Here is a 21,932-nt window from a genome sequence, read left to right as displayed (position 1 = left end):
TAGGGCAGCATTGGCTGCCCTTTTGATTTCTACTATTCTAAACTCTTCGGCTTGTCGGTATAGGGAGGCCAGCCCATTAGCTTGCCCCCAAGCACGTGCAAGTGAATATGATAAACTGACTGCCCGCCAAACTCGTTACAATTCATTACTGTACGGTATCCCTCTTCAGCAACGCCCAAATCATCGGCGATTTTAGCTGCGACCAACGACAAGTGACCGACAACTTCACGATCTTCTTCAGTAATGTCATTAATCGTAGCAATAGCTTTTTTGGGGATCACAAGAAAGTGAATGGGTGCCTGGGGATTGACATCTTTGAACGCTAGACACAGGTCATCTTCGTAGAGGATGTCAGCCGGAATTTCCCGGTTTATAATTTTGGTAAAAATGGTCTCAGACATAACCTTTCCTTTTCAGCCTAATAATCTGTAATGAGTATAGAATCAGTAAAACACAAATACTAAGAGAATAGCCCCCAGCAATAAACGATAGATCACGAAAGGTAGCATGCCGATTCTGGCAATCCAATTTAGAAACAGATAAATACACAGATAAGCACTAACAAATGAAAAGGCCGCGCCATAAAACAACGCCTGCCAGTCAACTGCCTCGTTTAACGCCAGCAAATCGAAGGTGGCAAGGGTGCCCGCCCCCAAAATTACCGGAATTGACAGTAAGAAAGAAAAACGAGCCGCACTTTCTCTGTCCAGCCCCAAAAACAAGCCAGCCGTCATGGTGATACCTGAACGGGAAGTACCTGGGATCAATGCCAGAATTTGCGCCAGACCGATAATAAGCGCCTGCCACCAGTTCAGCGAATTCAGATGCTTGTGTCTGCTAGCCGAAATATCGGCCACCCACAATAGCAGCCCAAAGAAAATGGTGGTGCAAGCAATGATCAGCGCACTTCTCGCATAATCTTCAATCCAGTCTTTAAACAGATAACCGACAATCACCGCGGGGATTGTCGCTAATATAACCCACCAGGCCAATCGACTTTGCGGGGACTGGTGTGAAGTGAATCCTCTGGTAAACCAGGCATGTGTCATTTCGCGAATGTCTTCGCGAAAATAAATGACCACGGCCAGCAAACTTCCCACGTGAACGGCCACATCAAACGCCAGGCCCTGATTTTCCCACCCGAAAAGTGCTGATGGTAAAATAAGATGAGCTGAGCTACTGATCGGTAAAAACTCAGTAATCCCCTGAATAATCGCAAGAATTATAATTTCAAAAAGTGTCATCCTTTACTGCGGACTCCAGTTAAAGTTAATCGGTTTCAACTGCTGGCTGGACTGATCGAAATCCTGCCAGAGCGCTTGATAGGTGCGTTTTTCCAGCGGATGTTGCCAATGCGGTACCAATTCAGCCAATGGTAATAAAACAAATGCATTGAAAAGGATCTCTTCTCTGGGCAAAACAGTTGGGCTTTGCGTGCACACGTCATCAAACGTAAGCAAATCCAGATCCAATGTGCGTGAAGAATACTTTTTTTCGTTACGTTGGCGGCCATTGTCCGCTTCAATTTCTTTTAACAGGTTGCACACCGTGTCCAAGTCCAGCTCGGTTTTAGCTGATGCCACCAGATTGTAGAAAGCTTTACCCTCAAAACCCACCGCTTCGCTTTCATATACCCGCGAAACTGCTACTTCACTGAATAAAGCATCCAAGGCGGTTTTCGCTGCCCTTACATGATGGGCGCGATCGATATTGGTTCCAATGCTGATTAAAATAGTATGTGTCATTGCGTTATTGACCTGCTCATCCGCACGGTAACGTTATTGGCATCAGGGAGTATATTGGGTTTGGTTATCGCCAATCGGATGGTGTGTGCGGGATAATTTGCTAAAATGGCGTCCATTACCTGATTACCCAACGCTTCTAATAATTCAAACCGGGCTTTCGCGGCGGTTTGTTGAATAAACGTGGCCAGTTTAGCGTAATCAATTGTGTCATTCACATCATCTGAGGTCATCGCTGCAGTTAGATCAGCGTCCAGTTCAACGTCGAATAATAAATCGGTATTTTGTGTTCGTTCCCAGTCATACACGCCAATCAGCGTACTTACCTGCAAACCCTGAATACATATTGTTTCCATTGATTAGAACCTTTTCGCCACATCAGACCAGTAGGCTTTTTTGCATTAGCATGAAGCCAGCTATGGCGTATGTTGCCAGTTTTTAGTAGTGTGGACAGAAGTTTAACGTGAAGCGTGACAGTAATATATGGTTGCAGAAATAATTCTTATGGTTTGTGTGGCATATTTGTGCGGTTCACTTTCCAGTGCAATCATCGTTTGTCGCCTGTTCAAGCTGCCCGATCCCAGAACCGCTGGCTCCCAAAACCCGGGTGCAACCAATGTCTATCGGCTGGGTGGCCGATTTCCCGCCCTCTTAGTATTGGTAGTCGATATTTTAAAAGGAACCATTCCGGTCTATGGAAGCTATTTTATGGGGATCGAACCGTTGTGGCTGGGTTTTATCGCAATCGCAGCGTGTTTAGGTCACATCTTTCCACTGTACTTTGGTTTTAAAGGCGGCAAAGCAGTCGCTACCGCCTTTGGCGCAATGTTGCCCATCGGCCTGGATTTGGCGGGGTTATTGATTGTGACCTGGGGGATTGTCATCTTCTTTTGCGGTTACTCTTCGCTGGGCGCCATAATTGCAGTCGGCCTGGCTCCGCTGTTTACCTGGTTTATCAAACCCATGTATACCATTCCGGTGGCTATGCTTTCACTGTTGATTATCCTTCGCCATCGCGCCAACATTATGAGGTTACTCAAAGGCGAAGAAAGTAAGGTATGGAATAAGGGCAAACTAAAACAGTAGCGCCCTTACGCTATTAAACGGGTTCTAGCGAATCCAACGGCCAGCGGGGTTTGGCTTGCGCGGTGAGTTCGCAGGTATGGCCTGCTTTCAGTCGCTGTAACCCGGCGTATGCAATCATGGCCCCATTGTCAGTACAGAACGCCAAATCCGGATAAAACACCTCACCGTTCAATGACTGCATCAATTCTGCCAGCTTGCTTCTAAGCATAGTGTTCGCACTGACCCCACCGGCGATAACGAGACGTTTCAAACGCGTTTGTTTCAACGCCCGGCGGCATTTAATCAGCAGTGTATCTACCACCGCCTCCTGAAACGCATAAGCAATGTTGGCGTGGGTTTGCGGTGCATTGTCACAATCTCGAATGGTGTTTGCAGCAAAGGTTTTTAAGCCGCTGAAACTAAAGTCAAGCCCGGGGCGGTCTGTCATCGGGCGTGGAAACTGGTAATGGCCTGCTTCTCCCTGCTCAGCCAATTTTGCAAGTAAGGGCCCGCCTGGGTAATCCAGCCCTAACAACTTAGCCGTTTTATCAAAGGCTTCGCCCGCCGCGTCATCAATCGATTCGCCTAATACGGTGTATTGCCCTATACCTTTAACTTCCACCAGCATCGAGTGACCGCCAGATACCAGCAATGCAACAAAAGGAAACTGCGGGGCATTCTCTTCCAGCATGGGCGCAAGTAAGTGCCCTTCCATATGATGCACCCCTACTGCGGGCAAATCCCACGCGTAGGCCAATGAACGCCCTACTGACGATCCGACTAACAGTGCCCCGACTAATCCTGGACCCTGAGTAAATGCGACACCATCAAGTTGCTGTGGCGTGGTGTTGGCGTCAGCCAGCGCTTTTTCAATTAGTGGAATCAACTTGCGTACGTGATCTCTGGAAGCCAGTTCAGGCACCACCCCCCCATAATCGGCGTGCAGCTTTACCTGGCTGTAAAGCTCATGTGATAGTAGCCCTGAGGCATCGTCATATACTGCCACGCCCGTTTCATCACATGACGTCTCAATTCCTAAAACCCGCATTATTGCAACCCACAAACCTACCTTTCATTAATGAGCGCAAGTTTACTTTTTACCTGCTGGCGGATCAAACTGGAATTGAAAGCAACGAATTTGACCTGAACTGGTTAATTTTTATCAATTCTGACTTTACATTCGCTGCGGATATGATTAGAATTTCGCACCATTTTTAACCCGGGGCCGTTTTTGCAGGCAATCTTATCCCGGAAAGACAGTAAAATTTTGAGGTGAGAATTTAATGCCTATCGTTAAAGTAAGAGAAAACGAGCCGTTTGATGTCGCTCTTCGTCGCTTTAAGCGTTCTTGTGAAAAAGCAGGTGTCCTTTCAGAAGTTCGTCGTCGTGAATTTTTTGAAAAGCCGACCTGGGAACGCAAGCGTAAGAAAGCTGCAGCGAAAAAGCGTCATCTGAAGAAGCTTGCTCGTGAAAACGCACGTCGCGTAAAACTCTACTAAGATTGACGTGGCAAAAGGTGTCCTTGAGACACCTTTGTTGTTTCTGGGTGCTGTAAAAAGCAAGCCTGGGCAAAAGTAAGATTTAACCCTTATTGTCATTGTGGAGCAGACTATGTCGTTAACAGAAACGTTAAAAGAAGCACAGAAAGATGCCATGCGAGCGAAAAACAAAGTTCGTCTGGGCACCATTAGAATGGCTTTGGCTGCAATTAAACAACGTGAAATTGACGAACAGATTACCCTGGATGACACTGCGGTACTGGCCATCTTAACTAAAATGGTTAAGCAGCGTCAGGACGCTGCCAGTCAGTTTGATGCGGCAGGTCGTGACGATCTTTCCAGCAACGAACGGGCTGAAATTGCCGAACTGGAAACCTTCCTCCCCCAACCCTTGAGTGCAGCAGAAATCGATACCTTAATTGATGATGCCATTGCGCAATCCCAGGCGCAATCTATGCAAGACATGGGCAAAGTGATGGCTATGCTGAAGCCTAAAATGCAAGGCCGCGCCGATATGGGTGCCGTAAGCAAAGCGATAAAAGCCAAGTTAGCGGGTTAAGCACAAAAGCATCGCTGACCACCACATATCCTGATACAGTAAAAATAATTGTTTGTTCGCTTAGTTGTTGAGTTAAATGGCAGGAAAAATCCCGCGCGATTTTATTGATGATCTGTTATCACGCACTGACGTGGTAGACATCGTCGATAGCCGTGTTCAATTGAAAAAAGCGGGCAAAAACTATCAGGCCTGCTGTCCGTTTCACAACGAAAAAACGCCTTCATTCACCGTCAGCCAGGAAAAACAATTTTATCATTGCTTTGGCTGTGGCGCGCACGGCAATGCGATCTCTTTTTTGATGGAGTTCGATCGCATGGAGTTTGTTGAAGCCATTGAAGAGCTCGCGAAAATTAATGGCGTAGAGGTACCGAGGGAAAAATCTTCTGGCCCGTTTGTCAGTGAGCAGGCAAAACAGCAAAAACAGGACGATTTTGCGCTGATGGAACAAGTCACCCGCTTTTTTCAGCATCAACTCAAGCACCACAAAAACAGCACCAATGCAATTGAGTACCTGAAGCAACGCGGTTTGTCAGGTGAGATTGTCAAGCAGTGGGAAATTGGTTATGCCCCCGCTGAATGGGATGCCGTGCTGAGTAAATTTGGTACATCCAGCGAGCGCGTCCAGCAGTTGCTGGAGCTAAAACTGATTACCCAAAACGACAATGGCAAGCGTTACGATTTCTTTCGCGATCGCATTATGTTTCCTATTCGCGATCGGCGAGGAAGAGTCGTAGGATTTGGCGGTCGGGTGCTCACCGATGGCGGTCCGAAATATTTAAATTCGCCGGAAACCCGCATCTTTCACAAGGGCCATGAACTATTCGGTTTCTATCAGGCTAAAAACAAACTTCGCCAACTCGATTATGTAATGGTGGTAGAAGGCTACATGGATGTGGTGGCATTAAGCCAGTTTGAGATTAACAATGCCACCGCGGCACTGGGCACCGCCACTACACCTGAACACCTTTCATTATTAATGCGCAGTACTTCAACCATCGTATGCTGTTACGACGGTGACCGCGCTGGACGCGACGCTGCATGGCGCGCACTGGAAAATGCGCTACCGGTGTTAAAAGATGGCGTCAGCATGAAGTTTTTGTTTCTGCCCGACGGCGAAGACCCCGACACAATGGTTCGGAGTGTGGGTAAAGAAGCGTTGGAAACGCTAATTCAACAAGCTAAGCCGCTCTCGCATTTCTTCTTCGAAAGCATGTTAAAACAGCATCAGGTAGGAACGCCGGAAGGTAAGCTGGCTTTAAAGACCGCGGTTAAGCCTCTGATTGAAAAGGTGTTAGGTGATAATCAGCGTGCTTTACTGGAAGAGGAGTTAGCCAAGCATACGGGTGAGTATGACCGCTTTCGGTTGCAGCAGGATATCCGCCTGGCGCAGAGTAAAAGTGCAGCCCCCTCTCAAGGAAGCCGCTTTAAGAATGTCGCCAAAACCGAGCAATCACCTGCGCGCATGCTACTTAGACTATTATTAGAAAATCCTCAGTTTTCCCGCGAGTGCAATGACGTAAACCCTGCTGTACTGCGAGGTAGTGGCTTATCGGGGATCGATCTGCTCATTGAAGTCTTCACCTATTGCCAGCAGCAGCACATTAAAACTACAGCACAGATCATTGAATATTTCCGTGATCACCCCCATGCTTCAGTAATCCACAAGTTGTTAGTGAAAGAGCAACTGGTTAGCGACGCGGATGCAAAGAAAGTGTATCGAGGCAGTTTCGCCAAGTTATTAGACTGGCATTTTGACAGTCGCATTGAAACTTTGTTATCCAGAGCACGTATTCAGAAATTAAGTGCAGAAGAAAAAGCTGAACTGACATTACTGATGAAAGAGCGAAAGAACTAATTAAATTTGAGCAAAATGTGAACCGCTTAACTGGTCAAAACAGTACCTTTACTGCTATACTGGCTAATTCGCTACGAGTACGACAAAGCTCAGGTATAAAAAAGCAATAGCGGCACATTTTTCATACTGGCAAGAATAATACAATAGCCGGGTGAGAGTAGTAATAAATCATAGCAAGTATGTCATAGCAAGTTAATCCTTCGCATGACGTGCTTTTTTTTGCTAAATAATTGAATGTGAGAAGTGTAGGGTATATGGCGCAAAGCAAGCAGTCTCAGATTAAACTCCTGATTGCAAAAGGTAAAGAGCAAGGTTATTTAACTTTTTCAGAGGTAAACGACCACCTGCCGCAAGACATCGTCGATTCTGATCAGATCGAAGATATTATCCGCATGATTAACGATATGGGTATTCAGGTAGGCGAATCGGCTCCCGACGCTGACGAACTACTCATGCAAGAAGCGACCGCTGACGAAGATGCAGCTGAAGCTGCAGCACAAGCACTTGCCACCGTTGAAAGTGAGATTGGCCGTACGACCGACCCTGTGCGCATGTATATGCGTGAAATGGGCACAGTTGAGCTGTTGACACGTGAAGGCGAAATTGAAATTGCTAAACGTATCGAAGATGGTATCAATCAGGTGCAATGTTCGGTTGCAGAATACCCTGAAGCGATTACCTATTTGCTTGAGCAATGGGACCTTTACGAAGCCGAAGAGATCCGTTTAGGTGACATCATTTCAGGCTTTGTCAATCCAGACGACGAACAGGATCTGGCACCTACCGCTACTCACATTGGTTCTGAGCTGACCGAAGAACAGCTGGAAGAAGAAGACGAAGACGATGAAGACGATGATTCCAGTGATGAAGATGACAGCGGTGTCGATCCTGAAGAAGCACGTGAAAAATTCGCCAAGCTGCGCGACCAGTATGCTATTACGCGTACGGTCATCGAGAAAAAAGGCCGCGCACATAAGGACTCACGCAAGCAAATTGAAGCATTGAGTGAAGTTTTCAAAGAGTTCCGTTTAGTTCCTAAACAGTTCGACCGCCTGGTCAGAAACATGCGCGACATGATGGACAAGGTGCGTATCCAGGAACGTTTGGTGATGAAAAACTGCGTGATGAACGCAAAAATGCCTAAAAAAGACTTTATCAAGGCTTTTGCTGGTAATGAAACATCAACCAAGTGGTTATTTGAGATCCTGAACTCTGATGCGCAATACGCTGAACCGCTTAAAGCCTATCAGGAAGATATCGAACGCAGCGTTAGTAAAATGAATCAGGTTGAGCAGGAAACTGGCCTGGTCATCGCCGACATTAAAGATATTAACCGTCGTATGTCCATTGGCGAAGCGAAAGCACGCCGGGCTAAAAAAGAGATGGTTGAAGCCAACTTGCGTTTGGTTATCTCGATTGCGAAAAAATACACCAACCGGGGTCTACAGTTCCTTGATCTGATCCAGGAAGGCAACATTGGTCTAATGAAAGCGGTAGATAAATTCGAATATCGTCGTGGCTACAAGTTCTCAACGTATGCTACCTGGTGGATTCGTCAGGCCATCACCCGCTCAATTGCGGATCAGGCACGTACTATTCGTATCCCTGTGCATATGATTGAAACCATTAACAAACTGAACCGTATCTCGCGTCAGATGCTTCAGGAAATGGGTCGTGAGCCTACCCCGGAAGAATTATCAGAACGCATGTTGATGCCGGAAGATAAGATCCGCAAGGTACTGAAGATAGCCAAAGAGCCTATCTCAATGGAAACGCCTATCGGTGATGATGAAGATTCACATCTTGGCGACTTTATCGAGGACAGCACTATTATTCAGCCTCTCGATTCAGCAACCGGTGGTAGCCTCAAAGATGCGACGCAAGAAGTACTGGCAGGCTTAACTGCCCGTGAAGCTAAAGTACTGCGTATGCGTTTTGGTATCGACATGAACACTGACCATACTTTGGAAGAAGTGGGCAAACAATTTGACGTAACCCGTGAGCGGATCCGTCAGATCGAAGCAAAGGCATTGCGTAAGCTTCGCCATCCAAGTCGCTCTGAGCAGTTGCGTAGTTTCCTGGACGAGTAGTCGTTATTAATGAACAAAAAACCGGCTTTCATGCCGGTTTTTTTATGTCTGAGAGACCAGTCCTTCTGCCCGTTAGACCGACACTGTCCCCCACTCTTACGGAAAACAAGTTCTGTTGGAAAAAGCGCTGTTCACGCAGCTTTCACTTGCGCCTTAACAATACGACCTGTTAAAAAACGCTTCACGAAGTACACAATGAGAATGGCAATAGGAAAAAAACCTAAAGCCAGTGGTAATAGACTGGCGTTAAACCAATCTGGAAACACCTGCGCCTGTCCGAAAAATAGTGAACCCGATGCAATAAAAAACGACATACACATCCGCCATAAATGCCGGCTTATGCGCATTTTATGTGAAAGAGATTTTTTGACCAATGCAGTAAGGTCACCTGCAAATGCCAGGCTACCCACCACAATAAATAATACATAGGCTTGCGCAGGCGAGCCATCAAAAGAGCCATCTGGGCTCTGATACGAAAGGTACATAAAGGTCGCGCCCAGCATCGTGATGAAAAGCGCACACACCAGTCCAATTTTCTCGCCAAGCCCGGCTACAAATGTTCTACATTGTGCTGCACGAGTGCCAGAGATAAGTAGATATAATGCCAGTATGGCCGCAACAAAATTAGTACTCTGCTGAGTCTCTAAAAAAGGCGAAACAATGGCGGCCAGCAGATAACAGACGAGCATGGCGACGACGAAAAGCCGGCCAGTCATTCTATGGGTTCGTCCGCCTTTGAATGTGAAGCTGGTCACAAATCCAGTAACGACCCCTATAACACCTGCGCCAATATGAGCATATAAAATTACTGCTGCGCCAAAACTTAACCACCAGTGAGATTCAGGTTCTACCGTAAGCTTCGCCGCGTGCACCTCAGAGCTGATGACTGCCAAAATCGCAACCAGCATCATCAAAGTAAATTTAGTTACGTAATTTCCCACCCTAGTCAACACCATCAGAATGACACTATATATGTAAGATAGTGAGGCCAGGTCTGAGAGTAAATCAGTAAATTGTAGCTAAATATGTAATCGTATTATCAATGAGCCCAAAGATTGTCTTTCATTTAGCTGGCAAGTGAGTAAAAGAAAGCCTAATTTCGATGATAATTGTGGGTCAGATAGTCGAGCCCTGTTTAATATTCTCATTCGGGATTGCGTAACATATTGTCTCGTAAATCGAATCTCGATGATGTGGAATAAAAATTGAGTAGTCTGGCAGCGTTTCTGTTAGCCATTGAGGGATGCTGTATACCTGCTCGGGAAGATGATAAATGGATACCGCAATAGTAGGCCGACAACCTAACAACACGACTGTTGCCCTAATTAACTCCTCTAAATCACTCCCTTCCACGTCTATATTAAGATAAGTAGGAAGCAGCACATCGAACTGACAGAATGAATCTAGCGTCACCTGTTCTACACTTTCACTACCAGCAGCGGCTGCTTTTGAAGAATAACCAATACTCACGGTACTCTACATAGACGATTTTGTAAGCAAACAATGAACACATTAGATTACATCATAATAGGAAGCTACCTGACCGGACTCCTTCTGTTAGGATTTGTTCTTCGCCATCAGCATAACCGACAGGACTATTTTCTTGCAGGGCGCAAGCTTGCCTGGCCTGCGCTGACCCTGTCGGTAATGGCCACCCAGCTTTCAGCGGTCAGTTTTATCTCAGCCCCGGCTTTTGTCGGGTTGCGGGAGGGCGGCGGGTTAATCTGGCTGTCCTACGAGTTAGCGCTCCCTATTGCTGTGGCGTTGATGCTGTGGAAATTGTTGCCAACCTTACACCGCCTCGGTGTGGTAAGTGTGTACGATTTTTTAGAGCAACGCTTTTCGCGCTTTACCCGCTTACTCATAAGCGCAGTGTTTCAATTGAGTCGCTCTTTCGCCACGGCGATCATGATTTACGCAGTTTCCATCTTACTGCAAAGCACGCTGGGCATTGGTCAGTATCTATCTCTGGCGGCAATTGGCCTTATCACACTGGTCTACTCCGCAATGGGTGGCATGAAAGCGGTGGTGTACGGCGATGTCATTCAGATGCTCCTTATCATTATTGGAGCTACTGTTTGTCTGTGGGTTGGGCTGGATGCAATTGGAGGCTGGCATGCGGTTACTCTCGTTACCTCAACCGAGCGGCTGCAAGCTGTCGATGTAGCAGCGCTTGGGCTGCATGGCAATGACTTTGGCCTGCTGCCAATGCTATTTGGCGGTATGATTTTATATGCTTCTTACTATGGTTGTGACCAATCGGAAGCGCAACGCGCGCTGTCAAACTCTTCTGTTGGTGATTTAAGAAAAATGATGTTTGCGATTGCCTTGCTGCGTTTCCCTATCGTCATTATCTACTGTTTATCAGGTCTGGTGATTGGCGCACTGGTAGTAACTAATAGCGAATTGCGGCAGCGCATACCACTGGATAATCCCGACTGGATGATGCCCATCTTTATCACTGAATATTTACCCAACGGGGTACAGGGCTTGCTGGTTGTGGCGATAATGGCAGCGGCGATGTCGTCGTTAAGTTCCGCCATAAATAGCCTGGCAGCGGTTACCACTGAAGATATTCAGCGGGTGCGAAAGCAAAAATTAAGTGACTGCGCCTATTTACGTTCTGCCAGAATCGCTGGCGTGGTCTGGGGGATCGTTACATTGACTCTGTCCTTATATGCAGGAAATATCGCTCCCACCATCATTGAGGCCATCAACAAAATAGGGTCAGTTTTTTATGGGCCGGTTCTGGCCACGTTTCTTCTCGGAGTGCATACCACTCGCACCACTGCTTTCGCCGTCAATGCAGGACTATTAATGGGTGTTGCAGTTAATCTTTATTTCTGGTTGTCAGGCAGCGAGTTGTTCTGGTTCTGGTGGAATGTTACAGGCTTTCTCACTTGCATCAGTGTTGCTGTTTCGATTTCGTATTTTGCGTCTCGCAACAATACAATGTTCACCGCGACACGTGGCTTATCCGGATTGGAGGGTATGTCTTTAGTTAGCTGGACAGGCATATTGATCGCATTGTGCTTATCATTGCCTGCCCTGCTGACCTGGTTTTAAATGTTAATGCATCTGACCTTTTTTGTAAGGTATTTCTTCATTCAACTCAGCAACTCGCTTGGTGCGCTCAAGTGGCGAACCGGTTTTGCGTGCCAGCCATGCGTACGCCGTCGGGATCACGTATAAGGTCATGAAGGCAGACACTAACACACCGGCAAAAATAACCACCCCAATAACCATACGACTTTCTGAACCCGGGCCTGAAGCGAGTACCAGCGGCAATGCACTGAATACCGTAGTGAAACCTGTCATTACGATAGGCCGTAGGCGCTGCGTAGCAGCACGCTTCAAAGCATCCTCAAATTCAAAGCCCGAATCGCGTAACTGGTTGGCAAACTCAACGATCAAAATACCGTTTTTGGCCGCCAGACCTATCAGCATCACCAGCCCAATTTGGCTGTAAATGTTAATACTCATTCCCGCTAAATCCAATCCGATAAACGCGCCCAACAGTGCCAGCGGAACGGTCAGCATGATCACCAATGGATGGATCCAGCTTTCAAATTGCGCAGCCAGAATTAAAAAAGTCACTGCCAGCGCCAGAACGAAGACAAAGATAAAGGAGTTACCGGCCTCCTGATATAGTTGAGACTCGCCTTTATAATCGATTGAGACTGCGTCGGGTAATTCAGTTTTAACAATATTTTCCAAGTAGGCCAACGCTTCTCCTACGGTATACCCTGGAGCTAAATTGGCATCAATGGTGATTGCACGCATACGATTATAGCGATTTAACTGTGCGGAGGTGGCTTGTTCGGAGAACGTCACCAGGTTATCCATACCGATCAATTCTCCAGTGCGCTGCGAGCGAACATACAGGTTATCAATACTTTGCGGGCTGCGATAATCTTCTTCGATGCCTTCCATGATCACGTAGTATTCTTCTCCCCTATCCAGATAGGTTGATACTCGGCGTTGACCCAGCATGACTTCCAACGTACGCCCGATATCACTGACCGATACCCCCAAATCTGCGGCTCTGTCGCGATTAATTTTCACCAAAAGCTGTGGCGACGTTTCTTTATAATCTGAATCCATCCGCACCAGGTTAGGGTTCTCGCTGGCTTTTTCCATTACCGTGTCACGCCAGCTGACCAGATTTTCGTAGGTATCGCCTTGCAATACAAACTGCACAGGACGACCAAATCCGCCACCGCCGAGGGCACTGCGCATGATGGCGAATGCGCGCACATCTGGCAGTTCATTCAACTTAACGCTGATCTCTTCCATCAACTCAAAGGTACTGTAGTCACGCTCATCCCAGGGTGCGGCACCGACGATAGCTATACCGGCGCTGCCACCAAAGCCCGGCGTACGTACTAACAACCGACTGATTTTACCTTCATCTCGGTAAGGCATTAAGATAGCTTCAAGCTTACGTAAGTTTTCGGCATTACTTTCAAAGCTGGCGCCTTCCTGAGACTGCATCAGAATAAAAAAGTTACCACGGTCTTCCTGGGGTACAAACTCTTCTGGCACACGTTCAGATAATTTCATGATGGCGAACACTGAGCCAATTAGCAGTAATGTCATGATAATGGGTTGATGTAGCGTTTTATTCAGGCTGTTAAAGTAATTGCGTTCAATACCGGCAAAGCGTTTATCTACCCAGGCCCCAAAGCCACCACTACGGGTTCGTTTGGTTAGTATTTTCGACGCGAGCATCGGTGCCAGGGTCAGCGCAGTAAAGCTTGAAAAGACAACCGCACCGGCAATAGCAAGGGCAAACTCGGTGAATAAACGGCCAATGTTTCCTTCCAGAAAAACTAAGGGCACAAAAACGGATACCAGTACCAGTGTGGTGGCAATAACCGCAAAGCCGACCTCTTTCGCACCGCGATAGGCAGCTAGAATGGGTGGTTCGCCCATTTCAATTCGGCGGTAAATGTTTTCCAGTACCACAATAGCGTCGTCAACCACCAGTCCAATGGCGAGCACCATGGCCAGTAATGTTAACAAGTTGATTGAAAATCCCAGCACGAACATAACAATGAATGCTGAGATAAGGGAAATCGGCACCGTAAGTGCGGGAATAAGCGTGGCCCTGACGTTACCCAGAAAAAGATAGATAACGATAACCACCATGGTTATCGCGATAGCCAGCGTATTGTATACTTCATTGATAGACTCTTCGATGAAAACAGAAGAGTCGTAACTTGGCACAATAAAAATGTTATCTGGCAGCGTGGCTTCAATTAATTCCATTTGCGCCTTTGCTGCTTTAGCGACTTCAAGGGTATTGCCTTTTGATTGCTTCACAATTCCCAGGCCAATCATATTCGCTCCATCGCCTCTGAACTCGGTCTCGTCATCCTCTGATGCCAGTTGGACATTTGCCACTTCGCCCAGTCTGACCAGATAGCCATCACTACCTACTGCCACAGTTATTTTAGAGAAATCGTCGGGAGTCAAATACGTGCGCGCTACACGCACCTCAAGGTTTCGATCCAGAGATTCTACCTGCCCCGCTGGCAGTTCAACATTTTCTGAGCGGATCACCTGCTCGATGTCAGTTACGGTAATCCCACGTGCTGCCATCGCATTGCGATCCAGCATGACTTTCATTGCATAAGTACGCCCTCCGCCGATGCGAACACGCGCCACACCGTCCACAACAGACAAGCGATCGACCAAAAAGCGTTCGGCATAGTCAGTCAGTTCCATCACGTCCAGGTTATCACTGCGCAGGTTATACCAAACAATCACATCCTCATCGGAGCTGGCTTTAGCGACTTCTGGCGGATCGGCTTGATCAGGTAAGTTGTTCAGTGCACGGCTGACACGCTCGCGAACATCGTTGGCTGCGGCATCAATGTCACGGGACAGCTTAAACTCGATAGTTATATCAGAACGTCCATTCCTGCTGGTTGAGGTAACATTTTTGATGCCTTCAATGCCACTGATGCGATCTTCGAGGAGCTGTGTGATGCGGGTTTCGACAATATTGGCAGATGCGCCAGCATAATTTGTGCTGATAGAAACAATAGGCGGATCAATATCAGGATACTCGCGCAATGACAGCGAAGTGAAAGCCACGATACCAAAAATGATCAGTAGTAGATTGATTACAGAAGCAAATACAGGACGTTTGACGGAGACATCAGAGAGCAACATAGTTATTCTCCTACCGTTTCATTCAGGATTCTCACCGTAGATTTGTCACGTACACGAAGTGTGCCTTCGGTCACTACTTTTTCACCGGCTGACAGTCCTTCTAACACCTGAACTATGCCCGGTCGTCTGACTCCGATTTTAACTTCCTGCTGACGAACGATTTCGCCGTCTACTACAAAAACGTATTGTCTTTCCTCTACTGGAACAAGCGCCTTTTCAGGTAAAATTAACGTATTCAGCACCCGTTTTTGCAGGGTGATTTGAAGCAACATGCCTGGCCGTAATTTAGCATTTTCATTATCGATTAATGCACGTACCTGAACGGAACGGGAAACCGGGTCTACACGGGTTCCCACCGTGCTGATCTCGCCCTTGAAGGTTTCGTCAGGATAAGCAGAAGAAAGTGCCGAAACCATCTGGCCCTTGGCAAGAGAGGCCAGGTGTGCCTCGGCAACACTGAAATCGACTTTAATTACGCTGGTGTCATCCAGCGTCGTGATCACATCGCCTGGCTGCACTAACGCACCAATACTCACCTGGCGCAGGCCTAACAGCCCGGCAAATGGCGCCTTAATAGTTAATTCGTTTAGTTGTGCTTTAGCCACATCCAGTTGCGCCTGCAGCGATTGCACCCGGGCTTGTTGCTCATCGAATAATTGCTCTGATGCTGAGCTGGATTTTGCCAGATTTTTAACCCGCGTGAACTGTCGCTCAGCTTCTGCAATATTGGCTTCCAACTCACTGATCCGCGCCTGTTCCTCGGTATTGTTCAGCTGCACCAACACCTGCCCGGCCTCTGCGCGATCGCCGTCATCAAAGTTAATCGTACTAACCACCTCCGTTTGCTGGGAGGTAATAGTTATCGACTCGCTCGCTTTCGCTGTGCCTAACGCATCAACTGTAATCGGGAATGGTTGTTCCTGAACAATTGCAACTTTGACCGGGGTTGCGGAGGGGCTTGCCTTGCGTTCTTCAGTTGCAGAGGGAAAATATAAATATGCCAATAATCCCGCAAGTAACACAACAACGATAACGAGTGGCGATAGCACTAATCGGGACATGACATATTCCTAATAAAATAAACAAAGTAAGCGTAGCAGAATTGGACACGCTATTTTACTTGAGTCGAGGCGTTCATAGATTACTTTCAACGCTATTTTTATCCGTTTTACCTTATGTGTAGAGCAATCAAGCGGCTGGGAAGCATAATTTATCCATAACTATTTTTTTGCTTGCCTATACTCGTGAGAAGCAATTTATGCCTATAATAAGAAAAATTTAAACGCTCGTTTGAAAAATAGGAGCCACCCATGCCTTCATATCATGCCCCTCTCGCTGATTTTCAGTTTCTTTTGCGTGACTGGCTGAAGTTAGATACCCACTATCAGCAATCAGGCTATACCGATTTTGATTTCGAGCTTGCTAATGAAATTATTGCCCAGGGCGCTAAATTTGCTACTGACGTTATCGCTCCGCTAAACCGTCCCGGTGATGAAGCAGGCTGTCAATTGCAGGATGGTAAGGTAACCACCCCGGAAGGTTTCGCCGCCGCGTACCAGGAATATGTCGCTAATGGCTGGAATACGATGTTAGGCCCCGAAGAATTTGACGGTCAGGCGCTTCCTTACACCATCGCTGTGCCGGTGCACGAGATGTTAAATTCAGCCAATTTAAGCTGGCGTTTAACCACCATGCTGACGGAAAGTACTGTACTTGCCATGTGTAAACACGCGTCAGCCGAACTGCAACAAACTTATTTAAAAAAGTTAGTCAGCGGTGAATGGACAGGCACCATGAACCTGACTGAACCTCATGCTGGAACTGATTTGGCATTGCTGAATACCAAGGCGGTCCCCCAGGATGACGGCAGTTACGCTATCACCGGCAACAAAATTTTTATCACTGGCGGGGACCATGACTGGAGCGAAAATGTGATCCATATGGTGCTTGCCCGCTTGCCCGATGCACCCAAAGGAGTAAAGGGAATCAGCTTGTTTCTGGTGCCCAAATTGCTGCTTGATGAGCAGGGCAATCCAGCAACGCCCAATTCACTCTCCGTAGGCAGTATTGAGCATAAGATGGGTATTAAAGCCAGCCCCACCTGCGTGATGAATTACGATGGTGCCAAAGGCTTTTTAGTCGGTGAAGCGCATCAGGGGTTAGCCTGCATGTTTACCATGATGAACGATGCGCGTTTTCAAGTTGGGCTGCAGGGACTAGGCGCGGCAGAAGCTTCTTACCAAGGTGCATTGAACTATGCGAGGGAACGCGTGCAATCACGTGCTCCGCAAGGCATTCAACAGCCCGATGAAAAAGCCGATGCGATTATTTTTCAGCCTGATGTGGCGCGCATGCTGTTAACCCAGAAGTCGTTAACAGAAGGTTGTCGTGCGCTCTCCTTATTTTATGCCAAGTATATGGACAAATCGCATAGCAACCCGAACGATGCGCAGGCAGCGGATGTATTGCAATTCCTCACCCCAATTTGTAAAGCGTTTATGACTGACATGGGGCTTGAAGTCACCAGTTTAGGCATTCAGGTATTTGGCGGCCATGGCTACATTCGTGAATGGGGCATGGAGCAATTAATGCGCGATGTCCGTATCGCGATGTTGTACGAGGGCACAAACGGTATTCAGGCGCTGGATTTGATTGGCCGTAAACTGACCCGAGATGGCGGTAAAATGCTGCAATCGACATACACTGCATTTGCCGAATTAGTGAATGATATTCAGGATGCTGAGCAGCAGTCCCGCGCGCAGGCATTGCTGGATGACTTCAAAGCAAGCTCTGCAGAATGTTTAGGGATGAAGGCAGAAGATGTAGCGGCGGCCGCATGTGACTATCTGGCCTTTTCTGCGTATTCATTGATTGGTGTACTGTGGTACAGCATGGCTGACACCGCGCAGCGAACAGATAATAAAGTGCTGGCCGAGTCAAAGCGTAAAACCTGCGCCTTTTATGAAGCACGTATTTTACCGCGCCGTGATGCTCATCGTCTTGCTTTCAGAGCCGGAGCAGAGTCGGTATTAGCCGTAGCTGGCGCTGAGTTTGATTACCTATAAAAACGCCCTGTCATAACAGGGCGCGTAACGTCAGAAAGGGCCTCAACGGCCCTTTTTTATCGTCTGTAACAGCTGCGATCTGTGCAGAGCTTACGCATTGCCCATACGTCCTTGAAGTTGATTCGACCATCATTATTCAAGTCGAACGCCGGGTCGATGTCCTGACGTAGCAAGATGGCACGCAACAACCCACGCATATCCGCAATGTCGACATCACCATCTCTGTCAAAGTCGCCCAGAATTACCGAGGATGGCAGGCTAAAGGTTGCAATCACTGGGTCATGATCTGACGCACGATAAACCAATTGGTTAAGCCAGTCTGTGGGTTTATTTTCTTCATTGTAATCAAACGCTAGCGACTCGTCGGTATTGATATGCCATTCCGTGGCATCCACCAGCCATGCCTGGGCGGTACTATCAGCCATCAGATAATCAAGGGTTCCGGCCTCACCTCTGAAGGTGTAGCTATATGCCTTCTCACCAATGACCATCCTGGCCGTGTCCGCATACCCTGCATCCGCCAACACTTGAATCGGGTCTTCCATTGCGTAACTGTTAAGATCGCCCAACAGTAACACCGGCGTTTCCGGGTATTCACTGGCTAACCATTGACTGACCCCTTGTGCCGCACGCGTGCGGGTCAGATTACAGCTGCCCTGACCGGTAGCATTGTCATCATCGCCAGCCCCACAGCTCGACCCTTTTGATTTAAAGTGATTCACATCAACCACAAATTGCTGGCCGCTGTCACCATGAGCAAACAACTGAGCCACTGAAGGGCGGTTGCGTGATGTATCAAATAAAGCGCCATTGCCATCAACTGGGCTGTTGGACGCGGTCAAAACTTTCGCGGCGTCGACCGGTTCAACGGTGGCGGGCTTGTAGATTATACCGACGGTGATTTGATCTGTTCCTACCGGACCGCCCAAATCAACAAACTGATACGTGGTTTCGCCGTACTCAGCATTCAAGGCATCAACAAGTTGCGCAATTGCACTGTCTGCACCAAAGCCGTCGTTTTCAATTTCCATCAGGCCCACGATGTCTGCGTCAATACGCACGATTGCATTCACAATTTTGGTTAACTGGCGTTGATATTCACTGACAGAATCAGCTCCCCGTGAAGTTGGGAAACCCGCACCGGCACCGTTGCCGTTAAACAGATTAAGCACATTAAAGCTGGCCACTTTCAGGTTACCCTCAGCAATAACCGGATTGTCTTCACGTGGATTGGTATCTATTAAACCGGGACGCTGAGAAACGCGAATACGGTACGCACCAAAGTCTTGGTCAACGACACCAGTAACGTTGGTAATGGTTTGCCCTGCACGAACCGGATTAAGAGGTCCGAATTCGCCTGCGGGCAAATAAAATTCTGCATTTGAGCCATTGACCAGGTCGTCTACCAAAATCTGATTCAGACGATTAGCATTGGCTTGCGCAATCGCGGCTTCACTCCCAGGCAGGTGTATCTGAGTTGGGTTGTAGAGTCGTTCGCCGGAAACAACTAACTCGGCAAAGCGGTTGTAATTGTAGTTACTGGAAATGACCCATTCCTGCTCTGACGTAACCAGCATCCCCTCCAGTGCTTCAAAGCCTGGCGAAGCACCTTGTGGCAAGCTGATCGCTGTAGGGCTGATTGACGCTGTTCCACACATTGCGTGGTCGGTGACACTGGTGAGCTGGGTTTTATCATAAAACTCTCTCGCAGTGGCCGCTAATCGAACGACATCACCTTCAGCTACGCTTTCCAGCAACGCCGGCGCATAGACGAAAACACCTTCCGACGTGGCTGCATTGCCATCGTGTTGCGCGTCCTCTTCTTGCATGTAAAAGCCACTCAAACCCGGTGCGCGCACTGACACAACCGCTTCAACGACCACCATAGCGTCTGGCATCGGCGTAGTCAGGCCATTTCCCTGAATGGTACTGATCAAGGTTGCTGGTGCTCCACATTGTCCTAGCTCACCGGGAGTATCGCCGCCATCACCATCACCGCTGCAGTCAGCATCATCGGTGACAGAAAACGTTTGTCCCGAGTTAACCTGACCGGCACTGGCGACTGCAGGCTCCTGCCAACTGAACGAACACTTCTTGTTACCTTCGCCCGTGCGCTGTAACGAGAAGCCAACGGGCGTACCGCCAGTCTCACTGACCAGGACATCTTCGCTGGTCATACCGGCTGCCGGGCCAGACTCCGCAGTCATTGTGCCTTCGTAACTGATAAATTCCAGAACCTCATCACCGGCCACTAGCGCAATTCCATCAGGCGCACCGTTCTGAATACCTGCATGATATATAACCACTGTACCAAATCCATTTTGCTGATCCGGAACTGTTCCTGACAAACTAAGGATTTGATAAGGACCGTTGCCATTTCCGTTATAAAGTACCACGCTGACATTGGACAGGTCAGTACCCGCAGGCCCCGCAATCTCAATCATTTCATCGATATCAGAACCTTCGTTATCGTAGTGAAATTCATTGATAAATAGTCCATTAACTCCCGAAACATCGCCGGTGTCGCCACCATCGCCGCCACCATCACCCGGGTTTCCGTTACCGAAGATCTGGTTGAGGTTAACTGCGTCAGCAGTGGCTTCATTACTGGTTTGCCATGCGAATTCAGCATAAGTACTTCCCTGCCCGCCGAGCTGCAGCGAATAGCCCACTGGCGAGCTGGATTCTTCCGCCACCAAAATATCAGTACTATCCATGCCTGCGGCAGTGCCACTGGAGGCGGTAAATTGCCCTTCGTAACTAAGAAATTGAATGACGTCACCTTCCGGGGAAATAAGCGCCACGCCATCCGGGCTGCCATTTTGAATACCGGCAAAGGCAAATGCGAGTGTACCCATTCCGCCTTGTTGAGCAGAAATAACGCCAGACAAAGTCAATGTGCCGTAAACGCTGCCGCCATTCCCGTTATAGAACTCCAGGCTGTAACCGCCTAAATCGGTACCTGCACGCGCAGCAATTTCCACAAATTCGTTTTCGTCAGAACCGGCATTGTCATAATGAAGTTCGTTAATGAACGGTACCGACTCAGTAACGAAGGTCTGGTCAGTATTGGTTGCGTCCTGGGTATTGCTATCTGTCAGCTGCCAGGTGAAATCCTCATAAATCTTACCTTCACCACTTAATTGCAGTGAGCTCCCTACCGCAGCAGATGAGTCCTGTGCCACTCCTATATCGACGCTTTCCATACCAGCCGCGGGACCGTCAGCAGCGGTAAAAATGCCCTCGTAGCTTATGAACTGAACAACCGTGCCCTCACCATCGACCAGCGCGATACCGTCGGGGGCACCATTTTGAATACCATTAGAAGGGTAGCTGACCGAATAAGCTCCGTAACCGTTACCCAGGCTGGCTACCATGCCTAATGACGTGGTGTCATAGCTTGAACCGTTAGAACCGTTGTACAGCACCAGTGAATAGGCGCTTAAGTCAGTTGTTTCAGGCGCAACCACCTCAATAAATTCACCAGTGTCAGTACCGCTGTTGTCATAGTGAAATTCGTTAATGAAGATATCGGTTGCGAAGAGTGGCGTGCTTGTCATTGCTATCAGCAATGCAGGATATTTAATTTTCATTGTAATTAACCTGTTATCCCAATTCTGCGGATGGGTGAGTGTCGGGTGTATCAAAATACCTGTACTTTGTGACAGTTTTTTTAATTCAGGTCAAATGTTATACAACAATTAATTCAAGTGGATAAAAAGCAGCAAATGGAAGTAAAAATGACTGATTTGATGGGTAATTTTAGAAGATTGTAAATTATTTTGACACTGATATCGGGATTAGAAAAGATTAACTTATTAGATAATAAGCAATAAGCATAAAAAAACCATCAAATGCCGGTGTTAAAATAACCGAC

General features: G+C 47.7%; 17 protein-coding genes. 7 read left to right on the top strand and 10 right to left on the bottom strand.

The window, feature by feature from the left end; genetic code table 11:
• Positions 1-32: 32 nt before the first annotated feature.
• From HCJ96_RS10275 to folB, 4 genes are read right to left on the bottom strand one after another with little or no spacing between them, the layout of a single operon-like run.
• On the bottom strand, positions 33-401 hold the full coding sequence (locus HCJ96_RS10275) for a histidine triad nucleotide-binding protein (RefSeq protein WP_169210964.1): 369 nt from the start codon (positions 399-401) through the stop codon (positions 33-35).
• 42 nt (positions 402-443) lie between these two features.
• Complete coding sequence (locus HCJ96_RS10270; protein WP_169210963.1) at positions 444-1,244, bottom strand: undecaprenyl-diphosphate phosphatase; 801 nt, start codon at positions 1,242-1,244, stop codon at positions 444-446.
• 3 nt (positions 1,245-1,247) lie between these two features.
• Entirely contained in the window at positions 1,248-1,745 is a 498-nt protein-coding gene (gene folK / locus HCJ96_RS10265) for a 2-amino-4-hydroxy-6-hydroxymethyldihydropteridine diphosphokinase (RefSeq protein WP_169210962.1), read from the bottom strand.
• Complete coding sequence (gene folB, locus HCJ96_RS10260) at positions 1,742-2,098, bottom strand: dihydroneopterin aldolase (RefSeq protein WP_169210961.1); 357 nt, start codon at positions 2,096-2,098, stop codon at positions 1,742-1,744. Before folB ends, folK begins: the two co-directional genes overlap by 4 nt.
• A gap of 127 nt (positions 2,099-2,225) precedes the next feature.
• Between folB and plsY the strand changes: the two genes are divergently transcribed.
• Entirely contained in the window at positions 2,226-2,828 is a 603-nt protein-coding gene (gene plsY / locus HCJ96_RS10255; RefSeq protein WP_169210960.1) for a glycerol-3-phosphate 1-O-acyltransferase PlsY, read from the top strand.
• A gap of 13 nt (positions 2,829-2,841) precedes the next feature.
• Here plsY and tsaD read toward each other — a convergent pair whose 3' ends face one another.
• Entirely contained in the window at positions 2,842-3,855 is a 1,014-nt protein-coding gene (gene tsaD / locus HCJ96_RS10250; protein WP_169210959.1) for a tRNA (adenosine(37)-N6)-threonylcarbamoyltransferase complex transferase subunit TsaD, read from the bottom strand.
• Positions 3,856-4,090: 235 nt separating this feature from the next.
• Between tsaD and rpsU the strand changes: the two genes are divergently transcribed.
• The 4 genes from rpsU to rpoD all read left to right on the top strand — a co-directional run bounded on the left by rpsU (position 4,091) and on the right by rpoD (position 8,810).
• Positions 4,091-4,306 carry a 30S ribosomal protein S21 gene (gene rpsU / locus HCJ96_RS10245; RefSeq protein ID WP_012517258.1) on the top strand — a complete coding sequence of 72 codons (216 nt, stop codon included), beginning with the start codon at positions 4,091-4,093 and terminating at the stop codon, positions 4,304-4,306.
• Between the two features lie 112 nt (positions 4,307-4,418).
• Positions 4,419-4,865 carry a GatB/YqeY domain-containing protein gene (locus HCJ96_RS10240; RefSeq protein WP_169210958.1) on the top strand — a complete coding sequence of 149 codons (447 nt, stop codon included), beginning with the start codon at positions 4,419-4,421 and terminating at the stop codon, positions 4,863-4,865.
• 76 nt (positions 4,866-4,941) lie between these two features.
• A complete protein-coding gene (dnaG, locus tag HCJ96_RS10235) occupies positions 4,942-6,720 on the top strand; it encodes a DNA primase (RefSeq protein ID WP_169210957.1) in 1,779 nt (592 codons plus the stop codon).
• Positions 6,721-6,974: 254 nt separating this feature from the next.
• Positions 6,975-8,810 carry an RNA polymerase sigma factor RpoD gene (rpoD, locus tag HCJ96_RS10230; RefSeq protein WP_169210956.1) on the top strand — a complete coding sequence of 612 codons (1,836 nt, stop codon included), beginning with the start codon at positions 6,975-6,977 and terminating at the stop codon, positions 8,808-8,810.
• Positions 8,811-8,941: 131 nt separating this feature from the next.
• Here rpoD and HCJ96_RS10225 read toward each other — a convergent pair whose 3' ends face one another.
• Together HCJ96_RS10225 and HCJ96_RS10220 are read right to left on the bottom strand one after the other, a co-directional pair.
• A complete protein-coding gene (locus HCJ96_RS10225) occupies positions 8,942-9,751 on the bottom strand; it encodes a hypothetical protein (protein WP_169210955.1) in 810 nt (269 codons plus the stop codon).
• A gap of 175 nt (positions 9,752-9,926) precedes the next feature.
• A complete protein-coding gene (locus HCJ96_RS10220) occupies positions 9,927-10,280 on the bottom strand; it encodes an FkbM family methyltransferase (RefSeq protein WP_169210954.1) in 354 nt (117 codons plus the stop codon).
• 33 nt (positions 10,281-10,313) lie between these two features.
• Here HCJ96_RS10220 and HCJ96_RS10215 point away from each other — a divergent pair, with 33 nt between their 5' ends.
• The gene (locus HCJ96_RS10215) at positions 10,314-11,876 is read left to right on the top strand and encodes a sodium:solute symporter family transporter (protein WP_169210953.1); all 1,563 of its coding nucleotides are present in this window, start codon (positions 10,314-10,316) and stop codon (positions 11,874-11,876) included.
• Positions 11,877-11,879: 3 nt separating this feature from the next.
• Here the strand turns inward: HCJ96_RS10215 and HCJ96_RS10210 are convergent, their stop codons facing one another.
• Positions 11,880-14,990 (bottom strand): efflux RND transporter permease subunit, encoded by a 3,111-nt coding sequence (locus HCJ96_RS10210; RefSeq protein ID WP_169210952.1) that lies wholly within the window; start codon positions 14,988-14,990, stop codon positions 11,880-11,882.
• Between the two features lie 2 nt (positions 14,991-14,992).
• The gene (locus HCJ96_RS10205; protein ID WP_169210951.1) at positions 14,993-16,051 is read right to left on the bottom strand and encodes an efflux RND transporter periplasmic adaptor subunit; all 1,059 of its coding nucleotides are present in this window, start codon (positions 16,049-16,051) and stop codon (positions 14,993-14,995) included.
• 249 nt (positions 16,052-16,300) lie between these two features.
• On the opposite strand from HCJ96_RS10205, the gene HCJ96_RS10200 reads away from it, so the two are divergent.
• Positions 16,301-18,055, top strand: a complete 1,755-nt coding sequence (locus HCJ96_RS10200) for an acyl-CoA dehydrogenase family protein (RefSeq protein WP_169210950.1) — start codon at positions 16,301-16,303, stop codon at positions 18,053-18,055.
• 56 nt (positions 18,056-18,111) lie between these two features.
• Here the strand turns inward: HCJ96_RS10200 and HCJ96_RS10195 are convergent, their stop codons facing one another.
• Positions 18,112-21,648, bottom strand: a complete 3,537-nt coding sequence (locus HCJ96_RS10195) for an ExeM/NucH family extracellular endonuclease (protein WP_169210949.1) — start codon at positions 21,646-21,648, stop codon at positions 18,112-18,114.
• Between the last annotated feature and the right edge of the window lie 284 nt (positions 21,649-21,932).

The organism is Alteromonas ponticola (assembly GCF_012911815.1).
Lineage (GTDB): Bacteria > Pseudomonadota > Gammaproteobacteria > Enterobacterales > Alteromonadaceae > Alteromonas > Alteromonas ponticola.
The sequence above is the reverse complement of the archived record's forward strand: the minus strand, read 5'-3'. Positions and strand labels throughout refer to the sequence as shown.

Bases quoted from the DNA above. Each gene is read 5' to 3' on its own strand.
- HCJ96_RS10275 (WP_169210964.1), bottom strand. From the start codon at position 401: ATGTCTGAGACCATTTTTACCAAAATTATAAACCGGGAAATTCCGGCT.
- HCJ96_RS10270 (WP_169210963.1), bottom strand. From the start codon at position 1,244: ATGACACTTTTTGAAATTATAATTCTTGCGATTATTCAGGGGATTACT.
- folK (WP_169210962.1), bottom strand. From the start codon at position 1,745: ATGACACATACTATTTTAATCAGCATTGGAACCAATATCGATCGCGCC.
- folB (WP_169210961.1), bottom strand. From the start codon at position 2,098: ATGGAAACAATATGTATTCAGGGTTTGCAGGTAAGTACGCTGATTGGC.
- plsY (WP_169210960.1), top strand. From the start codon at position 2,226: ATGGTTGCAGAAATAATTCTTATGGTTTGTGTGGCATATTTGTGCGGT.
- tsaD (WP_169210959.1), bottom strand. From the start codon at position 3,855: ATGCGGGTTTTAGGAATTGAGACGTCATGTGATGAAACGGGCGTGGCA.
- rpsU (WP_012517258.1), top strand. From the start codon at position 4,091: ATGCCTATCGTTAAAGTAAGAGAAAACGAGCCGTTTGATGTCGCTCTT.
- HCJ96_RS10240 (WP_169210958.1), top strand. From the start codon at position 4,419: ATGTCGTTAACAGAAACGTTAAAAGAAGCACAGAAAGATGCCATGCGA.
- dnaG (WP_169210957.1), top strand. From the start codon at position 4,942: ATGGCAGGAAAAATCCCGCGCGATTTTATTGATGATCTGTTATCACGC.
- rpoD (WP_169210956.1), top strand. From the start codon at position 6,975: ATGGCGCAAAGCAAGCAGTCTCAGATTAAACTCCTGATTGCAAAAGGT.
- HCJ96_RS10215 (WP_169210953.1), top strand. From the start codon at position 10,314: ATGAACACATTAGATTACATCATAATAGGAAGCTACCTGACCGGACTC.
- HCJ96_RS10210 (WP_169210952.1), bottom strand. From the start codon at position 14,990: ATGTTGCTCTCTGATGTCTCCGTCAAACGTCCTGTATTTGCTTCTGTA.
- HCJ96_RS10205 (WP_169210951.1), bottom strand. From the start codon at position 16,051: ATGTCCCGATTAGTGCTATCGCCACTCGTTATCGTTGTTGTGTTACTT.
- HCJ96_RS10200 (WP_169210950.1), top strand. From the start codon at position 16,301: ATGCCTTCATATCATGCCCCTCTCGCTGATTTTCAGTTTCTTTTGCGT.
- HCJ96_RS10195 (WP_169210949.1), bottom strand. From the start codon at position 21,648: ATGAAAATTAAATATCCTGCATTGCTGATAGCAATGACAAGCACGCCA.